The sequence below is a fragment of the Stenotrophomonas sp. 86428_Sma genome, from assembly GCF_056481585.1.
Genome location: NZ_CM151156.1, coordinates 2409717 through 2430190, shown reverse-complemented (window position 1 = coordinate 2430190; position 20474 = coordinate 2409717). Strand labels below are relative to the sequence as shown.

Genomic DNA, 20474 nt, shown 5'->3' with positions numbered 1-20474 from the left:
CAGCACTCCTTGGTTAGGTGTTCAGCGCCGATGCGTGGTGCTTGAGATGATCGGCAATGAAGCTGGAGATGAAGTAGTAGCTATGGTCGTAACCATCGCGAAGGTTCAGCGAAAGCGGATGATTCACCTTGGCGCATGCATCTTGAAGCAGTTCGGGGCGGAGCTGATTCTGCAAGAAATCATCGCTGAGCCCTTGATCCACGAGCAGGGGCAGGCGCTCCTTTGCATCTGCAATCAGCTCCACGGCGTCATACTGCCGCCACTGCTCCTGATCTCCCCCCAAGTAGGCCGAAAACGCCTTCTGGCCCCAAGGAGCCTGGGTGGGTGCCACGATCGGAGAGAAGGCGGATACGCTGCGATAGCGACCTGGATTTCGCAAAGCGATGACCAAGGCACCGTGGCCGCCCATTGAGTGGCCGCTAATTGAGCGAGCCTGGCTAACAGGGAAGTTCTTCTCAACGAGAGCAGGCAGCTCACTTACAACGTAGTCATACATGCGGTAGTGGTCGGACCACGGTGCCTCGGTGGCATTGACGTAGAACCCCGCACCTTGGCCGAGATCGTAAGCTGGATCATCCGCGACGGACTCTCCGCGCGGACTTGTATCCGGAGCAACGATGGCAATGCCATGCTCAGCAGCGAGCTGCTGCACTGCAGACTTGGTGATGAAGTTCTGCTCTGTGCACGTCAGGCCAGAGAGCCAGTAGAGAACAGGTACCGGGCCGCTGGACGCCTGCGGAGGGAGATAGACTCCAAACTTCATGGTGCAACCAAGGCTGGATGATTCATGCTGGTAGACGTCCTGCCATCCACCGAAGCTTGCGTGACGCTCAATGCGTTCCATTGTTCTTTCCTCTGAGTTGAATTTGATAGGCCATCTATCGCGAATCGAATGTGGCCTTAAGCGAGGCTTTAGGCCTTGTCCTCGACTGCCGAGTCACCGTGTGCATGCCTGATCCTTCGGACAATCCACCAAATCAGCAGCAATACAGCGGGAACCAAGATCGCAGTGACGGTTGCTGCGATGTCATGCGTCCCAGGCAAACCCTTGAGCAGGTATGCGAGAAGACTCACGACGTAGTACGAGATGGCGGCCACCGACAAACCTTCCACCGTCTGCTGCAGGCGCAGCTGAACCTTCGCCCGTTCATTCATGGACGCCAGTAGGTCGCGGTTCTGCCGCTCGAGCTCAACATCAATCCACGACCGGAGGAGCGAGATCGAGCGCGTCAACTTGTCTGAGAGCTTCCCCTGTCGCTCCTTCACTGACTGGCAAGTTCGCATGGCCGGTGCAATCCTTCGATACAAGAAGTCCGCCCAGGTGCTATAGCCGGCAACTTGATCCTCCGCCAACGCATCCAGTCGCTCTTCAACAATTTCGTAGTAAGCCCGACTTGCACCAAACCTATAGAGATTTGCCGCGGCGTCCGCCTCCAACTCTGCAGCCAGGCTGGTCAAATCCGAGAGGAGCACGTCACTGTCACGACGTCCGCCGGAGGCCCTGCGCATCTCTTCAGTAATTGCAGCCAGACGCGCCTCCATGCGACGAAGATTCGACGTCATGGAACGAGTCAGCGGTAGCGCTAGGAGGGCAAGCGTTCGGTATGTCTCGACCTCGAGCAGTCGTTGCGCCAGCGCTCCTGCCCGCGCCGGAGTCAGGTCGCGATCAAGGATGAGCATGTGGGTTAGCCCTTCCTCGTCTTGACGGAAGTCGGTCACAATGGCCGCGGCACCGTTCTCAACCAGCGAGTAGCAGCGGCTGACGGGATCAAAGCAATCTATTTCCTTCTCCGCCTCCGCGGTCCAAGGCAAAAGCCTGACGCTAACAGCCGAGATCACGGGTCCTGGCGGCTTGAATCCCTGTCTAAACGGGTTGTCCCCACAAGGCTCACCTGTTTCTGAGCTCAGTGGTGCGCTCCAGAGGTAGGAAGAGAACTCAGTGTGCTTCTCGCAGTGCAGATCACCCTCATTCCACGTAAGCGCGTGATGAGGTGTGGTGTGATCCTCGACTGCAGCCCCCATACGACCTGAAAGATCGTCGATCGCGGCACGATCTCGACTCATGTCCCCTTCTGTCATGAAGGAGAGCTGGAGAAGGCTTCGCGGAGACTGGGTGAGAAGGTGCGGTCGCGCATGGACTTCCTCAACGGCGGCGCGGCGGTCCGCGTGCGCCGGCATCCCATATACGTAGCCTTCTGCTGGCGTGCCTGCAGCTTGGCTCAGGCCGGATGGGTCATTCATACATAGCCTCAAGAATGGATGATCTTCTAAACACCGCTCACGGGAGGTCTATCACTTGCTTGTGCGATAGCTCAGCGAAAGGTCGTGTGGTGGAGCCGGCTCTGGTGTAGGGCGGTAGTGGGAACCACAACAAGCTGGGAGGACAGCACCGCATAGATCGCAGGCCCTTGCTCTCCCACCTTCCAGCCAGGCGCGGACCGCATGGGAGTCGCAACGAGGCTGGAAGCTCACTTCAAAGGGCCTCCCATGACTCAGTCAGATGCCGAAGGCAACGATGCCGACAGAGATTGCCCGCTCCAAGAAATACAGACAGGCGCAACTCGACTGACATCATCCAGCATGCCTTGGAGCCTCCTGGAAAGGCCTCAACGTCCTAGTCGTGACGCCCTAACCCACGAAGGGGTTAGGAATGGCGGGTTCTACTTGGAAATGAAGTAGTTCGGACACCCATAGATTGCCTCCTCTACTTAGTACTAGCGCCATCAAGCAATGTCGCGAACTGACTAACGGAGATAGGAGCGGACAATAGAGATGGTCTCGTCAATCGACTTCCTTTGAGAGTCGGTGTGGGTGTCGCTATGCGGGAACTCTTCACGCAGATAGCTCTCCAGAACCGTCGCCATCAAACCATTGACCGCCCCGCGCACAGCAGCAAGCTGCTGAAGTACTGCAGCACATTCCGCCCCGCTCTCCAGAGCCTGCTCCAATGCAGCCACCTGTCCGCTGATCCGACGTACGCGGGTAAGGGCCTGCTTTTTCTCCCGAGGGCTGTGAGGCATTGCGCACCTGTCCGTATCACATGAGGGAACGATACTATACTCCCCGATAGTATGCAAGCTAGCAATCTGCGAGGGTCTTTAACTCCGTCAACTGAGTCTGCGCCTGATTTCGAGCCGCCGCCAGAGGCCAGTGACAGACCCCTCCCGCCCCACCCCCACACCACAAAAGGCGGGCTCCTGTAGGAGCCACGCCCCACCACTCGAAAGAGTGGTTACATGTAGATGAATTGGCGGTATAGCTTGTCTAGCTCCAGCCTGACGAACTCGATCTCCTCCTCGTCCCCGGCATCAGAGAGCTCCAGAAGCTGTCGCTCCTTTGATGTAATTCGATCACAGAGGTCTTTTAGGTTGGCGCAGAACTCCGCTGAATGGGCTTGCGACCGGTCAGGTCGAGCCTCTGTTGATCCCAACATTCCGCGAGACGTTGACGGGGTGATGCCGAACTCCTCATTGAACGCGATCTGATGCTGTCGCCTGTCATCAGTCTCAGAAATGGCCTGCCGCATCGCACTAGTGATCGTATCGGCATACATGATCGCCTTACCGCGCGAGTTTCTTGCGGCTCGTCCAATCATCTGAATGAGGGCCTGGCTCGACCGAAGGAAGCCCGCCTGGTCCGCATCAACGATAGCGACCAGAGAGGCCTCAGGAATATCGAGCCCCTCTCTCAGCAGGCTGATACCCACTAGCACATCGAACTCGCCGGCCCTCAGCCCATTGATGATCTCAACTCGATCCTCTGCCTTGATATCCGAGTGCATGTACTTCGCACGCACCCCTTGATCCTCGAGGAACTCGCACAGCTCCTCAGCAGACACCTTTGTCAGCGTGGTCACCAAGACCCTGTCGCCCTCTCGTACACAACGGGCGATCTCTGACAGAAGATCGTGCCTGTAGCCCTCCCTCGGCCTCACCTCTACCAGCGGATCGAGCAAGCCAGTGGGCCTGATGAGCTGGTCAATCAATCTTCCCTTGGATCTCCCAATCTCATAGGCGCCAGGCGTAGCCGAAACGAAGATCGTCTGGGGCTTGATGGCTTCAAACTCAGAGAAGCTAAGCGGTCTGTTGTTCATCGCCGAAGGTAGACGGAACCCGTACTCGATTAGAGTATCCTTCCTGCTCTGATCGCTCCTGAACATCGCCTCGATCTGAGGAACCATGACGTGCGACTCATCAACAAATAGCAGGCCATCCTTCGGGAGGTAGTCCATGAGTGTCGTCGGCCTAGCTCCTGAAGGCTTCGAGTTCAGGTAACTGGAGTAGTTCTCCATGCCAGAGCAATATCCCAGCTCCCTCATCATCTCCACGTCGTTCGTGATCTTCTCGTAAAGCCTATTTGCCTCAACGATTCGACCAGATGCGTTGAGCTCCGTCACCCTGGCCTCCAAATCCTTGAGGATGGCCTTCGTAGCCTCATTGATTTCTGTTTTGGGGCTTGCGAAGAGTGTCTTTGGAGAAACGAGGTAGCGCGTCTCATCGCCAAGCTTCTTCCCTGTAACCGCATCAATCCAGGTGAGCGACTGCACTCTCCCCTCGTCCGTGAGCTCTACTCTAATTGCCTTGTACTCAGAGTCGGCGGGAAAAATATCGACCACATCGCCAGACACACGGAACGTGCCACGCTTCAGGGTCCGCTCAGTCCTGTCGTACTGAAGCGATGCAAGCCGACGCAGGAAGTCCCTCTGATCCAGTTCGATTCCAAGCGCAAGCTCAACCTGCAGATCCCGGTAGCTCTGTGGGTCTCCCAGTCCATAGATTGAGGACACCGAAGCGACAACAATCACGTCTCTACGCTCAATCAGAGACTTCGTAGTCGATAGTCGAAGCCTCTCAAGGTGATCATTGATGGCTGAGTCTTTCTGGATGTAACGATCGCTACCTGGGATATAGACCTCTGGCTGGAAGAAGTCGTAGTAGGAAACGAAATACTCCACGGCGTTCTCGGGGAACAGCGCCTTCATCTCCCCGTAGAGCTGAGCAGTCAACGTCTTGTTTGGCGCAAGAATGAGCGTGGGTCGCTTCAGCCGATGGATCACATTGGCCATCGTGAAGGTCTTCCCTGACCCTGTAATTCCCTTCAAGGTCTGATGTGTTGCTCCCTCCTCGATGCCAGCAATTAGCCTGGCAATCGCTTCGGGTTGATCCCCGGCCGGCGTATGATCCGAATGCATTACGAACATATCTGTTGACATCACTTACGCTCCTACTGGCTCATTCTTGATCGTTAGAGGAACTATTCCCGTCTCACAGACTCCATCCCATATGTGCGAGCGGAACCAAGGGGGCTGTACGAATGCTATCTTTGGGCGAGTTCCTTTCAGGTGAGCCTGGCAACCCATGCCTGACTAGCGCTAGGGCGTGAGCTGGCATGTCGTTACATGCCGGAGCGGCCTCAGAAGTGCACCCGCCGCCCTCCGCTCACGCCTCACTCCTCCCTACCTGGCTGCTGTACCGACTCCTGATCGACCGCAGTCAGAGCCAGCGTTGACATTAGCTCTGTCTCGATCGTCCTCTGCATTGAGTAGATCGGGAGCGCGTTCGGCGCGGAACTGAATGGCTCCTCCAGCTGACGGCCCAGCGCATCGAGACCAAAAAACGTGTACGCCACAATGAGCACCGGTAAAAAGGTCCACCACCCCAATGTTCCTGCCAGCGCAAAAGGAAGTGTTGTGCAGAATACGATCGCAGTCCGGTGAAGCAGCAGCGAATACGAGAATGGAATCGGAGTATTGAGTATCCTCTCGCACCCCCCCCTGGATACGAGCCAAGTTGGCAAGCTGCTTATCCATCACCGAGTACTGAATCGAGTCGATCCTTCCCTCATGAGCCAGATGGGCAAGCTTCAAGCCAATGCCCTGGAGCACAGCGTCCGTCGGATTCGGGCCTTGTGATGCCTTGCCAATATCCCACCAAGGTGCGATCGCATGGGCTTCGTCGGCCCGGCGCAGTCGAGAATAGAGGCCAGCACTGAAGCCACACAGGCCTCGCAGGATCTGTGCTCGGCTGTTTGGATCCAGCAGGGACGTCTGCCTGGCTATTGAGCGACACGCTATGACCAGGTCACCCCAAAGGTGCCTCGCCTCCCACCATCTGGAGTAGCAAGCGTTGTTTCGAAAGCTCATGAATACGGAAAGTGCGATACCAATGAGCGTGAACGGAACGGCACTGAAGCGAGCAAAGATTCCTGGATGCTCCGTTGATGCGAGCACCGCTCCTGCGGTCACAATGCTAATCAGTAGTAGATGCAATGCGATCCTGGGCAGGATGGTACCCCTGACGGCAAACGCAACGTCCCACAACGTCGGCTGCCTTCGCATTCTCGTTTCAACATCTGGGAGACGGTGTGTCATGCCAACCTCTGATTCATTGATCGACTGCTGGCGTCGATACGCCTAGGCAACAAATTCCTTCCACTTGAGTTCGAAATGCGAATGACATCACGCCGTTCGCATGACACTGCTACAGCAGGTCTAAAGCAGTTCATCGTCGGCAGCCTCGGGCATCCATAGTTCAATGACCGTCCCTGTCAGGCCGGTTCTCACTACCGACAGGCTGCCACCGTGGCGGTTGGCAAGCATCTGACTGATGGAAAGACCCAGCCCAGTACCTTGACGATGTTTGGTCGTAAAGAATGGCTCAAAAATTCGGACCAGAATGTCCTGAGGAATGCCGCTTCCAGTATCTGAGACTCGCAAAGCGACGCCAGGGTGACCATGAACGTCGTCAACGTCCAACGTCGCCAATCCCAGCGTTCCGCCCTTCTGCATGACATAGATTGCATTGATCAGGAGGTTCACAAGAATTTGCTGCAGCTCGCCCCGATTGCCCGTTACGAGCCGTGTGGACAGGAAGTTCTTCTCTATCTTCACGGGATGGCGCTTGATGAGGTGTTGAATCAGGGGCAGCGTCTCCAACATCAGCGTGGCAGGCTCTAACAGCTCACTATGACCGGAGTACTCACTGGGCTTGGAGAACTGCAGCAACTTGGAAACAATGGTGCTGATACGCCCAATTTGATCCTCAATGAGGTCAATCTCTTCTCCAAACCCTTGACCCTCGGGCTCCCTGATCGAGTCACGCAGAAGCTCGAGGTTCCCCTGCATGACGGCAAGCGGATTGTTGATCTCGTGCGCTATTCCTGCTGCGATCTCGCCAATTGTTGCCAGCTTCTCAGTGACAATCAGGTGCTGGGTCGTCTCTTCCAACCGTCTATTGGCTAGTGCGAGACCAGCAGTTCGCTCCTCTACCCTGGAATTGAGCTCCTCGTTCCAGGCGACCAGCTGCCGTTCCTTCTCTTCCAGCTGACAGAGCAGCTGGTCCAAGTGCGAAGCGACACGTCCGATTTCATCATTGGATGCCCCTGCTCCGGAGCGAGCACTGCGGTCGCCCGCCTTGACCCGTCCAATTGCCTGATCCATCCGCTCAAGTGGCTTGAACACGCCGCGAGCGATGTACAGAAAAAGGGGTACGGTGATGACTGCAACAAGGAGGCAACCGAACACGATCGCTCCGATGGAATTTCGACGGGCGGTGGTGAATGGCTCCTCCAGAAAGCCCACGAAGAGCATACCAATAGGTACGCCCCGGCCATTGAGAATGGGCATATAGCCGGCAATGTACCAATCATTGACTACGTAGGCTCTCGCCTGCCAGGTCTTTCCCTGGCCCAGCACGGCCTCGGCCACTTCAGAAGACACCCGTGTCCCCGACGCTGGGTTCCCTCCCGCCAACAACGCGTTGGTGCTGATGCGGGTATCACCAAGGAAGATGGAGGCTATCCCTGTTGCGCCAGTACGCAGGGCCTTATCTCGGTAGACAAGATCAGTGATCTGCTTGATGAACTCGGTGTTGTGGTTCAGCAGAGTACCCGCAATCAAGACGCCAACCTGATTGTTTGGAAGTGCAACCGGCGTTGCAGCTTGAATCATTAGGCCCCGCTTCTCACTCTGGGCCGAATCGACAGGATTCCTTGCGTTATGCGGACGAATGACCTCGGCCCGTGCGGCGAGCTTTGGGGAGATCTCCATCAGATCGTCCCGGCTTACCACCCCCACCTCCACGCTGGACGCTCCCTTCAGGGCCTTTTCGATGACTGACCAGTCCAAGTCAAGCTCAGCTGGCGAGGCCGGCTCACTACTAGCCAACAAGCGACCGTTTGAATCCAACAGTGCGATGAAGTCTAGTGAACCACCTTGGGCTTTCGACGCTAGTAGGCTGCCAAGCTCTGCATTCTTGTTGACCCCCTGGCTAATGACGCCATGGAAGCTCTGCGAATCAGCAATCGCAGCCAGCGTCGCGCGGTCGTTGACGAGCAGCTGGTTCATGTACTGTCCCGCAACTTTCAGGTCCCCGCCAACCTTCGAGGCGAGCAGTCGGTCGAAGCGCAAATCCCATTGGTAGATGAGTCCGCCGACGATAGCCGGCAGGATCACAAACATTGGAAGGATCGCGATTAGAAGCAGGCGGAAGCGAACTGAGCGCGCTCGGTTCATTGCAGATTCCTAGGCTGATACATTCCAACTGGAGCACTTACGATCAATCGTCTTTCGCGATATGCCCAAGATCGTGGCCGCTCTTTCGCGATCTCCGCCAGTCTCACGAAGCACTGCAAGGATGTGCCTGCGCTCGACCTCCGAGAGCAGCCGGCTTCGTGGGTCAGAGAGTGACTCCAACCGCTCAAGCTGAGTCGGAAAGTGTCCGAGTATCAGGCTACGCTCAACGTAGTTGTGAAGCTCGCGGACGTTCCCGGGCCACGAGTAGCTCTGAAGATATGCCCGGATCCTTTCGTCGATCGGAATCGGTTGAAGGCCAAGCTGCAGCCCCAGCTCACGCATGAAGCCCGCCGCCAGCTCCAACACATCAGCGCCGCGGTCATGAAGGCGAGGAAGCGACACCTCGAGAACGTTGATGCGATAGTAGAGATCCGACCGGAATGTTCCATTCTTCACTTCCGCAACCAAATTCTTGTTGGTTGAGAAGATGAATCTGACATCGATCGGAATCTCCCGATCTGCGCCAACTGGTCGTATCCGTCTATCTTCAAGCATCCTTAGCAGCTTTCCTTGGAGAGCCAAGGGAAGATCAGCGACTTCGTCAAACAGCAATGTTCCGCCTTCTGCATAGGCGACCAGTCCTTGGCGAGACGAGTTCGCTCCACTGAACGTTCCTTTGAGACTCCCGAACAGTTCAACGTCAATCAACTCGCTGGGAACAGCTGCACAATTTATTGGAATGAAAGGATGAGATGCCCGTGCGGACAACGCGTGCAGCGATCTTGCGGCAACCTCCTTTCCAGAGCCGGATTCTCCAGTGAACAGCACGCTACTGGGCAGTGGTGCGACCTTCGCGATCAGATCCTTGGTGGCCTGAATCGCACGCGAGCTACCTGTGAGCCTGTCTCGAAGCGCAGCTGGTGCACCGGAGCCATGTAGCTCGTGACGGAGAATGGCATTCTCCCGCCGTAGGCGACCGCGTTCCAGGCAGCGCGATATAGCGGCCAGCAACTGATTGGTTCTGAAAGGCTTGAGAAGAAAATCAGCCGCTCCCGCGCGGATAGCGCCGATAGCGGAATCCAAGTCTGCGTACGCAGTAATCAGAATGAAGTCGGCCAAGACCCCTCCCCTGCGCTGGTCCTCCAGCCACGCGATGCCACTCTTCCCTGGCAACACGTTGTCCACAATCACGATGTCAAAGTGGCGCTCCGTCAGATGCTGCTCCGCTTCAATGGTGTCAGCTGCAGCTTCCACAACTTTGCATCGCGGTCGCAAGGCACGAACCAAGAAGCTACGCATGCCAGGTTCGTCGTCAACGATCAGTATCGATGAGCGCGCAAGGTCCGGCCATGCAAGATCGCCGTTTGCGCGCTCTTCGGAAGATTGGTTGGCGCTCTTTGGCGTCATGTTTCCCTCAGTACAATTGAAGCGTGGCTAGTTCCGTCGATTCGTGTTCGAGTTCATTTCGATCTTTCGACCGCTAGATGACGGGTGACATATCGAACAAAACACCCCCTCTCACGACGTAGGACGTTGTGCACCAAAGGCCAGTCTGAGACGTTCAATGCTGTCGACCTCAGTCATATGCCAATCCGGAACTCTTGCCCTACGAGCCTAGTATCGACCTCTTGGTGGCCAAACGGACCGGGGGCTCCTCGCCATATTGCCCAGAGCGCCAATGGCCTCCGTGCCCCTCCAAGCCCCTCGGCGGTCGGTCGCCACGGGAGGCTGGAGAAGTCTCGCTCCCTTCGAGCGGATCATTACGCCAATTCGGCCATATGGGAAGCGCTGGGTGCGCGTTGTCCCCGCCTCGGCCGGAGCCACGCAGCGCGGCCAAGCGCGGGCGAGTCGATCCGCCTTGCAAGAAGGTCCAGGCCCTACCGCTCGCCTACCGGCATAGAGATGCCTATGCACCAGGGTCGTCTCCCATTTGCGCGGCTCGCGGGCAGATGTATCGTGGCTTTGGACTCTCTGAGTCTCCGACTGACTGATGGTTGCTCTTCCCCTCAAGACCCGGGCTTGTTGGGGAGCCGACTAAGGATGGTAGAAGGCGGGGCTGACGGGTCGGCCTCTGACGCGAGCCGGGAGGAGAGATCAGTCGCCCATTTTCGATGCAGGCGATCTGGCCCCCAAATATCTCAATGTCGTTGGGATCATGGCTGATCAGCAGCAGTGGAATACCGGCCCCGTCCAGCACGGCCTCCAGCTCCTGCCGCAAGTGCTGGCGAAGATCCTGGTCCAGCGCGGAGAACGGTTCATCCAGCAGCAGCGCCTGCGGCTGCGTCACCAAGGCGCGTGCCAAGGCGGTACGCTGGCGCTGGCCGCCGGACACCTGCGAGGGCAGCAGATCACCCACCGTATCGATGCGGAATGCGTGCAACCACTGCTCCACCGCATCGAAGCGCTGGCCGACCCGCGGATTCAACCAGCCCTTCTGCAGACCGAACGCCACGTTCTGGCGCACGCTCAGGTGTGGGAACAGCGCGTAATCCTGGAACACGTAGCCCAGCCGGCGGTGCTGCGGCGGCAGATCCACACCGGTGGCCGCATCGAACAGGGTCTGCCCCTGTAGGCGCACATGACCCTGGCCCGGCCTCAGCAGCCCGGCCACCGCCTTCAGGGTCAGGCTCTTGCCCGCGCCCGAGGGCCCGAACAGCACCACCTGCCGCTGCGTGCACTGCAGCGACACGTCCAATACGAAATCCTGGCCGGCCGCCTGCAGGCGACGCTGCACCTGCAGGTCAAGCCACATCACGCAGCTCCCGGCGACGTCCGCCCACCAGCCGCGCGGCCAGCAGCAGGATCACGATGCACACCACCGAGGTCAGGATCACCAGCGCATTGGCCTTGCCGTCCTGGCCGGCCTGCACCGCTTCGTAGATGGCGATCGACAGCGTCTGCGTGCGGCCGGGAATGCTGCCCGCCACCATCAGCGTCGCGCCGAACTCGCCCATCGCGCGTGCAAACGCCAGCAGCAGGCCGGCGAGGATGCCGCGCCACGCCAGCGGCAGCGTGATGCGGAAGAACACCGCTGCTTCGGACACACCGAGCGTGCGTGCGGCCTGCTCCAACTGTCCATCCACTTCCTCGAACGCCGCGCGTGCCGGCTTGAACACCAGCGGCAGCGAGGCCACCGCCGCAGCGATCACCGCCGCCTGCCAGGTGAACACCAGGTTGATGCCGAACCACGACTGCAGCCACGCGCCGATCGGGCCGTTGCGGCCGATCAGCACCAGCAGGTAATACCCCAGCACGGTCGGCGGCAGCACCATCGGCAGGGTCAGCAGCGAATCCAGCAGCTCACGGCCAGGAAATCGCCGACGTGCCAGCAGCGCGCCCAGTGCCACGCCCAGCACCAGATTGATCGCGGTGGCCCAGCCGGCCACCTTCAGCGACAACCACAGTGCGCTCCAGTCGAGATCCATGCCTCAGGGCTTGCCGAACCCATGCTTGGCCAGGATCGCCTGGCCCTGTGCCGAACGCACGAAGGTGGTGAAGCGCTTGGCTTCAACCGGTTGCGCACTGGCCTTGGTCACCGCCAACGGATAGGCAATGCGCCCCGCCACCGGCACCGCGAAGGCACGGCGCACCCGATCAGGCATCGCCTGCGCATCGGTGGCATAGACGAAGCCGGCATCCACTTCACCGCGCGCCACGTAGTCCAGCGACTGGCGAACGTTCTGCGTGGTGATGGTCTTGCCCTGCACCGACGGCCACAGGCCCGCCGCTTCCAGCGCGCCCTTGGCATAGCGGCCGACCGGCACGCTGTCCGGGTTGCCCAGTGCGATGCGCTGCACACCGGCACCGGCCAGGTCCTTCAAGGTACGCGGCGCAGCCTTGGCCTGCGGCGGCACCACCACCCACAGCGCGTTCACCGCGAACACCTCGCGGGTGCCGGCCGCCAGCAGGTCCTGCTGCTGGGCCTGGTCCATCGTGGTTTCATCGGCCGACGCGAACACATCCACCGGCGCGCCGCGGCTGATCTGCTGCAGCAGCACGCCGGACGCGGCGAAGTTGAAATCGACCTTGGTTCCCGGGTGTGCCTTCTCATAGGCGGTGCCCAGTTCGCGGAAGCTCTCGGTCAAGCTCGATGCCGCCGACACCGTCAGGTCGGCCGCCAAGGCCGGCACCGTGGCCAGCAGTCCCAGCAACAACAGTCCAACTCGTTTCATCATTGGTTTCCCCGTTTGGTTGGGTTTAGATCGGTTTCACCGCCTATCCTTGGCATCGCAGGCGCTACATAGCTGGCCCGCCCAGAGCTAGGTAGAGGGTGCACGACGGTGCGGACCTCGTTGGCGCAGGCTGTCTCGTACATCCACATCGAATTGAAGCTGCAGCGAGATGTCATCATCCAGCGCAATGCCAAAACCCAGACCATCACGACAGGGCAAACGTAATGCCAAGGACTGAACCGCTTCGCGAGGAAGCATCAACCGGCAGTACTCGCTCCCCTCCAGAAGCACCGCCTGTTGCCCTGCATGCAGTGATAGCACCATGCCCCAGCCGCGATCGCCGCCGAACCGCGTCAGGTTCTCCACCGATTCGCCGGCCAGCAACTGCGCTAGCTCCTCTTCATCAACGCGCAGACGAACTGCCTGCCGCTGTAGCTGGACTTTCATGATGCAATGAACTCGAGCTCGGTTGAGGTGTTGCAGTTGAGTAGCTGGTCGTATTCGCTATCCGCCAGTGGCAGCTCGATTGCGCCCAAGCGTTCTCGCAGGGCGTGTAGCGAGCGGTGCGCCGCCGGATTCTCGATCAATTCCCGCAACACATGCCGGCAATGGTCATCAATCTGCAACCGCATCGGCAGGGGTTCTTCCGCAAACAGCACACAGGCAGCCGAAGGCGCATCACGTAACCGTTGTAGTAACGCCGGGGTCACATTGGGCGTATCCACCGGAAGCACCAGAGCGGCAGCGTCCGGCATGCACATGGCCACACTGTAGAGCCCGCCCAACGGGCCGCAGCGTGCCACGCGATCAGGAATGCCACCGAAGGCCGGGTAGTTGCCACTCACCCATACCCTTTCCGCACCTGCCTGTCGCAGCAGGCCACGCATGTGCTCTAGCAGGGTTCGCCCGTGCCACGGTAGCAGCGCCTTGTCACGGCCCATCCGGCTGGAAAGACCACCGGCCAGCACGATGCCGTCAGTGGGAATGTTCGTGATCGTGTGCACATTCATGGGCATTGTCATGAGCTTGCGTGGGTTCGTTATCCGCATGGCAGAGACTGCAGCCTTCGGTCCACTCGCTGTCGCCGTCCTCGTAATGCTCCTGCTTCCAGATCGGGCACTGGTGCTTGACCACCTCGATCAACTGCCGGCAGGCCCGGAATGCCTCGTCTCGATGCGGGCTGCCGGCGGCCACCACCACCGCCACATCGCCAATGCCCAACCGGCCCTTGGCGTGGGCCACATACAGCTTCAGCTTCGGACCGAACGTCGCCTCGACCTCTGCCGCCAGGCGCTTGAACTCGTTCAGCACCAAAGGTTCGAACAGGTCGTACGTGATCCCGGTCACCGGCCGGCCGATGTTGACGTCGCGCACCTTGCCGATGAACACGTCGATGCCGCCGAAGCCCGGATCAGATACCGCCGCGATGCCTTCGGCCGGATCGATCGCCGCCTGCGCGCGGTCCACCACCGTCGCGATGATCTTCTCGCTCATCGCTCAGCCCCCGCTCACTGGTGGCAGGATCGCCACGCGGCCATCGTCGGGCAGCGCCTCGTGGTCGCGCAGCACGCGTTGCTGGTCGGCAAACGCCGAGTAGTCCAGCAGGCCCGCGCGGAAACCCGGCCAACGCACCGGCAGCAGCTCGCGCAGCGCCTGGCGCAGATCGGCCACGGTGCCACCGGCCACATCGACGGCGATTTCGCGGCTGGCATCCAGATCGGAAAACGCACCGAACAACTGCAGATTCACCTGTTTCATCATGACTCCTGGCTCACCAGCTGCACCGGTTCGTGGTGACCCCAGCCCTGCACGCGCACGAAGGTGCCAGCGCTGGCCAGGTCTCCCTCGGCCTCCAGCACCACCCAGGCGTTGGCCTGCAGCATGGACATCAAACGGAACGACTCCTGCCCGGACAGTACGCGCGCACTCAGGCGCCCCTGCCCGTCCATTTCCACCCGCGCCCGCGCGTGGAAGCGCAGACCGGGCGGCTTGCGCACGTCGGCCTGCAGCGGCAGCCGCAACACCGGTTCCGGTGCAAGCCCCAGCAGGCGGCGCAGTACCGGCTCGACGAAGAAGCGCTGGCCCACGGCAGCCGAAACCGGGTTGCCGGGCAGGCCGAAGTACAGCGCGCCATTGGGCAACACCGCGAACAACAACGGCTTGCCGGGGCGGATCGCCACCTTATGGAAGACGATGCGCGCACCACGGCCACGCAGCGCATCGGGAACGAAGTCGTAGCGGCCGGCCGACACCGCGCCGGTACTGATCAGCAGCTGCGCGCCGGCAGCCAGCGCTTCATCCAGCACCGCATTGAACGCGGCCACGTCGTCGCCCACCGTGCCCTGCCAGACCACCTCGGCACCGGCCGCCTGCAGGCGGCCCACCAGGTAGGGGCGATTGCTGTCACGGATCTGGCCCGATTCCAGCGCCTGCGCCGCCTCGGTCACCAGTTCCTTGCCGGTGGCGATCACCGCCGCCCTCGGCCGCGCCACCACCGCCACCTCACCCACGCCCAGGGCGTGCAGCAGGGTGCGGGCATTGATATCCAGCACCTGGCCGGCGCACAGCACGCGCTCACCCTCGCGCACGTCCTGGCCGCGCAGGCGCACGTTCTGGCCCGGCTTCACCGTCGCGGTCAGCGCGATGCGGGTCGGGCGGCCGTCCTCGCTGGCGAGGATCTCCACGTTCTCGACCGGCACCACCGTATCCAGGCCAACCGGCATGCGCGCTCCGGTCATGATTTCCCAGGCACCCTCGCCGCCTTCGGCGCCGGCATCGCCGGCTGCCTGCCAGCCCTGCACCGCGAATTCGGTACCGGCCTCGAACGTCGCGCCGTTGGCGCGCAGCGCAAAGCCGTCCATCGCCGAATTGTCGAACGGCGGCAACGACTGCCCGCTGTGGATGTCACTGGCCAGGGTACGGCCGCCGGCTTCATGCAGCGGCACGCGCTCGGCCGGCAGCGGCGTGGCCGCGTCCAGCAGGTGCTGCAAGGCTTCGCAATAGGGAATCATGAGTGGCCATCCCCCTCGACCATCGCCAGGGCGTGGCCCAGTACCGGCGCCAGGATATCCAGGCACTGCGCCGCCGCCTTCGGGCTGCCGGGCAGCGCGAACACCAGCATGTTGCCCAGCTGCACCACCTCGGCGCGGCTCAGCCAGGCCATCGGCGTGTGCTGTGCACTCAGCGCGCGCACCATCTGCGCCAGGCCATGTACCGGCCGCGCGTTCAGGGAACGGAGCGCCTCCGGGGTCAGGTCACGCGGGCCCAGTCCGGTACCACCGGTACACAGGCACAGGCGCACGCCCTCGGCGGCCAAGGCCTGCAGGCGACCCGCCAATGGCTCGATGCCATCGGGCAACACCTCAGCGGCCACCACCTCGCCGCCCAGCTTTTTCAGGCCGGTCACCAGGGTCGGGCCAGAGATATCCTCATAGGTGCCGTCGCTGGCGCGATCGCTCAGCGTGATCACCGCGCAGGCCGCGCCCTCCAGGCCCTTCGGCGCACGCGGCTTGAAACGCGTGCGCTCGGCATCGTCCATGCCGTCGGGGTGCAGCCAGACACCGCGCTTGCCGCCTTCCTTGAACAGCAGGCGGATACCTTCGATGCGCAGGGCCGGTTCCACCGGCTTGCTCAGGTCGTACAGGGTAAGCAGCGCCGCGTTGACGCCGGCCAGTGCCTCCATCTCCACGCCGGTGCGCGCCTCGCTGGCGCACTCGCACCACACGCGGATCGCCTGCCGTTCCGGTACCGGCGCGCAGAACACCTGCACCAGTTCCAGCGGCAGCGGGTGGCACAGTGGCATCAGCATCGAGGCCATCTTGGCGCCCTGCAGGCCGGCAATCTCGGCCATCACCAGCGCATCGCCCTTGGGCAGGCGGCGCTCGACGATCAGCGGATAGGCCACTGGACCGGCATGCAGCTCGCCCACCGCCACCGCACGTCGGCGGGTGATGCGCTTGTCGCGGACATCGGCCATATGGAAGGCCGCATTCAATTCCCCACTCATCGTGTTGCTCATCCTCCGATGGAGGCCAGGTGCGGGGTCAGCCCGGTCTGGCCCTGGTGCAGTCCATGCCCGGCCGCTTTCAGGCCAAGCTGCGTGGTAATGCGTGCCAGCAGCGCGTCATGGTCATCGTCGCTCTGCAGCAGCGGGCGCAGCGGCACGCCGAACTCGCCGAACAGGCACAGCCGCAGGTCACCCTTGGCGGTCACCCGCAGGCGGTTGCAGCCCTTGCAGAAGTCACGCGAATACGGGGCGATGATGCCCACCGTGCCGCGATGGTCCGGGTGGCTGTACTCACGCGCCGGGCCGGCATCGGCGGCGCGCGGCCGTTCGTGCCAGCCAGCCGCCAGCAGCTGCTCGATCACCACGTCGGCGCGCAGGTGGTGGCGCTGGAAATAGGCTTCGTTGTCGCCGGTGCGCATCAGTTCGATGAAGCGCACGCTGAAGGGGCGGTCACGCAGGTAGTCCATCCACTGCGGCAGCTCGTCGTCGTTCAGGCCACGCAGCAGCACCGCATTGAGCTTGATCGCCGGCAGGCCCAGCGCCTGCGCCAGGGCCAGGCCCTGTTCGATCTCCGGCAGGCGGTCATGCCCGGTGATGGTCTTGAAACGTTCGCGCTGCAGGCTGTCCATGCTCACGTTCAGCGCGGTCAGGCCGGCGCGGTGCCAGCCCGGCAGGCGCCGCGGTAGCAACGTGCCATTGGTGGTGATGGCCACCTTGCGGATGCCCGGCACCGCCGCCACGGTGGCGATGATCTCATCCAGGTCCTTGCGCAGGCTGGGCTCGCCGCCGGTCAGGCGGATCTTGCTCATGCCCAGCGCGGCAAACGCACGCACCAGGCGCGCGATTTCTTCCACCTGCAGGAAGCGCGGGCGGCCATCGGCCTGGTAGCCGTCGGGCAGGCAGTAGCTGCAACGGAAGTTGCAGGCTTCGGTCAACGAAAGGCGCAGGTACGGAAAGCTGCGTCCGAAACCGTCGGTGAGTTGGCGGGGATGATCTGCCAGTGCGCCCTCACCTACCGGCTCTGGCGCCCGAATGAGCTCGGCTGACATTCTTAGTCCTCCCTACGACATGCCGGCGCAATCACTGTGAAATGACCACCCTGACCGGGATCGACTTCGCCGCGGGGGTACCACTGATGCGATCGAAGTAATCCAGAGGTAGCAGTGGATTGAGTTCAGGGTAGTAGCCCGCAATCGCGCCACGCGGCATCGGATAGTCAAGCACAGTCAACCCATCGACCCGCCGGCAGACGCCATCACTGGAGATCGTCTCGAGGCTCACCTGTTCCTCCTTCCCAATCCCTCGTGCTACTCGATCTTCCAGGTTCATGAAGAGGATCATTCGATCGTTATACACACCGCGATAGCGATCGTTGTAGCTGTAGATTGTCGTGTTGTACTGGTCATGGGAGCGAACCGTGGCCAGCCGAAGCATAGTGGGATCCTCGACCAGGTCGTTCACTTCAAGACCCGGCAACACCAGAATATTGGCCTTCCCGTTAGGTGTCGGCCACTCACGGCGGCGCGGCGGAATGTCCAAGTGGAAGCCACGCGGCGCCTGGATCCGTTCATTGAAGTCTGCGTAGATGCTGGGATAGACCGCCGCGATCAGCTCACGAACATGGTTGTAATCGTGCATGCAAGCTGCCCAGTCGACCTTGCTGTCCGGCAGTGTTGCCATTGCCATGCGGCACACGATCTCAACTTCCGGAAGAACATGTTCACTCACAGGCTCCAGTACTCCACGGGATGCGGTGACATTCGACATGGCATCCTCAATGGTGACAAACTGCTCACCCAGCGGGGTATGGATCCACTCCGAGCGCGCCACCACCGGTAGGATCAGCGCCTCCTTGCCATGCACTAGGTGGCCACGGTTGAGTTTGGTGGCGATGCCAACCGTAAGCTCAAGACCACGCATTGCCCTGTAGGCAATTTCGGTATCAGGAACAGCATGGATGAAGTTCCCGCCCATGCCGATGAAGACCTTGGCGGTTCCAGCCAGCATCGCCTCAATAGACTCAACCACATGGTGCCCATGTTCGCGCGGCGGTTCGAACCCGAACACGTCGCGAACTTGGTCCAGGTAGCGTTGCGTCGGCTTCTCATCAATGCCGACGGTACGGTCGCCTTGCACGTTGGAATGGCCGCGAATAGGAGCAATGCCCGCCCCGGGCTTTCCGAAGTTGCCGCGCAGCATCAGCAGATTGGCAACCTGCTGCAAAAGGCGAGATCCTTGCTGGTGCTGGGTCAGGCCCATGCCATAGCAGATAATGGTCGCACGGGAACGGATGTAGATCTCTGCACAACGCAGAATCTGCTCCTTCTTGATCCCGGACACTTGGACGATCTGGCTCCACTCCAGGGACATCACTTCTTCACGCAATGCCTCCAGCCCGACGGTGTGCTCGGTCAGGAATTCGTGATCGAGAACAGACTCGCCGGCCGCTTCCCGCTCGAACATAGCCTTCATGATGCCCTTGATCAGGGCCAGGTCACCGCCGATGCGAATGTGTACAAATTCACTGGAAATCTCGGTGGAGCCAAACGTGGCCATCTGCACGACGTCCTGGGGCTCGGCAAAGCGAATCAGCGCACGTTCCGGCATAGGATTGACCGCGACAATTGGAGCATTACGCTTCCGCGCCTCCACCAAGTTGGACATCATTCGTGGTGAGTTGGTGCCTGTGTTCTGGCCGATGACGAAGATGGCCTCAGCATGCTCAAAGTCATCGAGCACGATAGTGCCCTTGCCGACACCAATTGCCGGCGGCAACCCCCGGCTGGTCGGCTCGTGGCACATGTTCGAGCAGTCCGGGAAGTTGTTGGTTCCGAACTCGCGCACGAAGATCGAGTACAGGAACGCGGCTTCGTTCGGCGTCCTCCCCGAGGTGTAGAACTCAGCCTCATGCGGGCTGGACAGGGCCTGCAGGTGTCGCCCGATCAGCGCGAAGGCCTCATCCCAGCTACAAGGAACGTAATGGTCGGATACCGGGTCATATCGCATCGGCTCGGTCAATCGACCCTGCATCTCCAGCCAATAGTCGGACTGCGCCATCAGCTCCTGGACAGTGTGCTCCGCGAAGAACTCACGCGTGGCGCGATGCTTGGTTGCCTCCCATGCCAAGGCCTTCGCACCGTTTTCGCAGAACTCCAGCTTCTTGGTGTGATCTGCATCCGGGAAAGCGCAACTGGGGCACTTGAATCCCCCAGGCTGATTCATCGACAAAAGCGCTTTAGATCCCTTGGCAATGACGCTCTGCTGCATCAGAACCTTGGCGGTTGCACCGGCGGCACCCCAACCACCGGCAGGATGGTCGTAGGCTTTGTAACGGGGGATCTTCTGCTCTGACATGACAGGCACTCGCAGCATGCAATTGGGAGTGGGAAAAGTTAAGCACGCGACGGCCTCCCCTTCCACGGACAGTATGTCCACCCTGCCCAGACAAGACGTCCGGCGTACACGCCGGGGATCGAATCGAGGCACTGGTGTCCGATACGAGTGCCTCAACGGACCCGAAGCGCTCATCCTGGCCCTCACCACGAACAGGTCTTCACGCCACCCGCCATCGATTGTAACTATCTAATTTATCGGGCGTTTTCTAGCTACAGGCACATGTAGCGGACAGGCGGGCCACAGCCCCTCGAACAGAATGTCGGATCAACTCAGCCAAACTGTCCATCTGCGAACATTTGTAAATTTTGACCGCAGCGGGGTGTACGCCTTGGGATACTCTCCGCACTGTCAAACCACTAAGAAGTCCCCGACCCGAGGGACCCTGCAC

Annotated in this window: 17 protein-coding genes and 2 pseudogenes; all 19 read right to left on the bottom strand. The window is 60.6% G+C overall.

The annotated features are described in order from the left end of the window. Positions 1 to 13: 13 nt before the first annotated feature. The 19 genes and pseudogenes from fghA to ACZK3J_RS11145 all read right to left on the bottom strand — a co-directional run bounded on the left by fghA (position 14) and on the right by ACZK3J_RS11145 (position 20044). The gene (gene fghA, locus ACZK3J_RS11235) at positions 14 to 844 is read right to left on the bottom strand and encodes an S-formylglutathione hydrolase (protein ID WP_017354482.1); all 831 of its coding nucleotides are present in this window, start codon (positions 842 to 844) and stop codon (positions 14 to 16) included. Positions 845 to 912: 68 nt separating this feature from the next. After that, entirely contained in the window at positions 913 to 2241 is a 1329-nt protein-coding gene (locus tag ACZK3J_RS11230; protein WP_026070509.1) for a DUF3422 family protein, read from the bottom strand. Positions 2242 to 2744: 503 nt separating this feature from the next. After that, positions 2745 to 3020, bottom strand: coding sequence for a formaldehyde-responsive transcriptional repressor FrmR (frmR, locus tag ACZK3J_RS11225; RefSeq protein WP_017354484.1), 276 nt, complete (start codon positions 3018 to 3020; stop codon positions 2745 to 2747). 212 nt (positions 3021 to 3232) lie between these two features. Beyond that, on the bottom strand, positions 3233 to 5212 hold the full coding sequence (uvrB, locus tag ACZK3J_RS11220) for an excinuclease ABC subunit UvrB (protein WP_017354485.1): 1980 nt from the start codon (positions 5210 to 5212) through the stop codon (positions 3233 to 3235). Between the two features lie 233 nt (positions 5213 to 5445). Next, entirely contained in the window at positions 5446 to 5796 is a 351-nt protein-coding gene (locus ACZK3J_RS11215) for a hypothetical protein (RefSeq protein WP_478476945.1), read from the bottom strand. A gap of 40 nt (positions 5797 to 5836) precedes the next feature. Continuing rightward, positions 5837 to 6337 (bottom strand): annotated as a pseudogene (locus tag ACZK3J_RS11210) (bestrophin family protein); the annotation flags it as partial. Positions 6338 to 6490: 153 nt separating this feature from the next. Next, positions 6491 to 8512, bottom strand: coding sequence for a cache domain-containing protein (locus tag ACZK3J_RS11205; RefSeq protein WP_017354487.1), 2022 nt, complete (start codon positions 8510 to 8512; stop codon positions 6491 to 6493). A 9-nt stretch (positions 8513 to 8521) separates the two neighbouring features. After that, positions 8522 to 9919: a sigma-54-dependent transcriptional regulator gene (locus ACZK3J_RS11200; RefSeq protein WP_026070510.1), complete on the bottom strand. Its 1398-nt coding sequence runs from the start codon at positions 9917 to 9919 to the stop codon at positions 8522 to 8524. Between the two features lie 685 nt (positions 9920 to 10604). Continuing rightward, positions 10605 to 11264, bottom strand: a pseudogene (locus tag ACZK3J_RS11195) (ATP-binding cassette domain-containing protein); the annotation flags it as partial. After that, positions 11254 to 11937, bottom strand: coding sequence for a molybdate ABC transporter permease subunit (gene modB, locus ACZK3J_RS11190; protein WP_005413347.1), 684 nt, complete (start codon positions 11935 to 11937; stop codon positions 11254 to 11256). The pseudogene ACZK3J_RS11195 and the gene modB, both read right to left, overlap by 11 nt. Before the next feature lie 3 nt (positions 11938 to 11940). Then, positions 11941 to 12684 carry a molybdate ABC transporter substrate-binding protein gene (modA, locus tag ACZK3J_RS11185; RefSeq protein WP_026070511.1) on the bottom strand — a complete coding sequence of 248 codons (744 nt, stop codon included), beginning with the start codon at positions 12682 to 12684 and terminating at the stop codon, positions 11941 to 11943. A gap of 87 nt (positions 12685 to 12771) precedes the next feature. Beyond that, positions 12772 to 13131, bottom strand: a complete 360-nt coding sequence (locus ACZK3J_RS11180; protein WP_017354491.1) for a hypothetical protein — start codon at positions 13129 to 13131, stop codon at positions 12772 to 12774. Next, complete coding sequence (gene mobA / locus ACZK3J_RS11175) at positions 13128 to 13694, bottom strand: molybdenum cofactor guanylyltransferase (RefSeq protein ID WP_026070512.1); 567 nt, start codon at positions 13692 to 13694, stop codon at positions 13128 to 13130. The genes ACZK3J_RS11180 and mobA overlap by 4 nt, the downstream gene beginning before the upstream one ends. Further along, positions 13660 to 14178 carry a molybdenum cofactor biosynthesis protein MoaE gene (locus ACZK3J_RS11170; RefSeq protein WP_017354493.1) on the bottom strand — a complete coding sequence of 173 codons (519 nt, stop codon included), beginning with the start codon at positions 14176 to 14178 and terminating at the stop codon, positions 13660 to 13662. The genes mobA and ACZK3J_RS11170 overlap by 35 nt, the downstream gene beginning before the upstream one ends. 3 nt (positions 14179 to 14181) lie before the next feature. Then, complete coding sequence (locus ACZK3J_RS11165; protein ID WP_017354494.1) at positions 14182 to 14442, bottom strand: MoaD/ThiS family protein; 261 nt, start codon at positions 14440 to 14442, stop codon at positions 14182 to 14184. Further along, complete coding sequence (locus ACZK3J_RS11160; RefSeq protein ID WP_017354495.1) at positions 14442 to 15695, bottom strand: molybdopterin molybdotransferase MoeA; 1254 nt, start codon at positions 15693 to 15695, stop codon at positions 14442 to 14444. Before ACZK3J_RS11160 ends, ACZK3J_RS11165 begins: the two co-directional genes overlap by 1 nt. Next, positions 15692 to 16690, bottom strand: coding sequence for a bifunctional molybdenum cofactor biosynthesis protein MoaC/MoaB (moaCB, locus tag ACZK3J_RS11155; RefSeq protein WP_026070513.1), 999 nt, complete (start codon positions 16688 to 16690; stop codon positions 15692 to 15694). The genes ACZK3J_RS11160 and moaCB overlap by 4 nt, the downstream gene beginning before the upstream one ends. Before the next feature lie 8 nt (positions 16691 to 16698). Further along, positions 16699 to 17739, bottom strand: a complete 1041-nt coding sequence (gene moaA, locus ACZK3J_RS11150) for a GTP 3',8-cyclase MoaA (RefSeq protein ID WP_017354497.1) — start codon at positions 17737 to 17739, stop codon at positions 16699 to 16701. A 31-nt stretch (positions 17740 to 17770) separates the two neighbouring features. Further along, on the bottom strand, positions 17771 to 20044 hold the full coding sequence (locus tag ACZK3J_RS11145; RefSeq protein WP_026070515.1) for an FdhF/YdeP family oxidoreductase: 2274 nt from the start codon (positions 20042 to 20044) through the stop codon (positions 17771 to 17773). Positions 20045 to 20474: the final 430 nt, after the last annotated feature.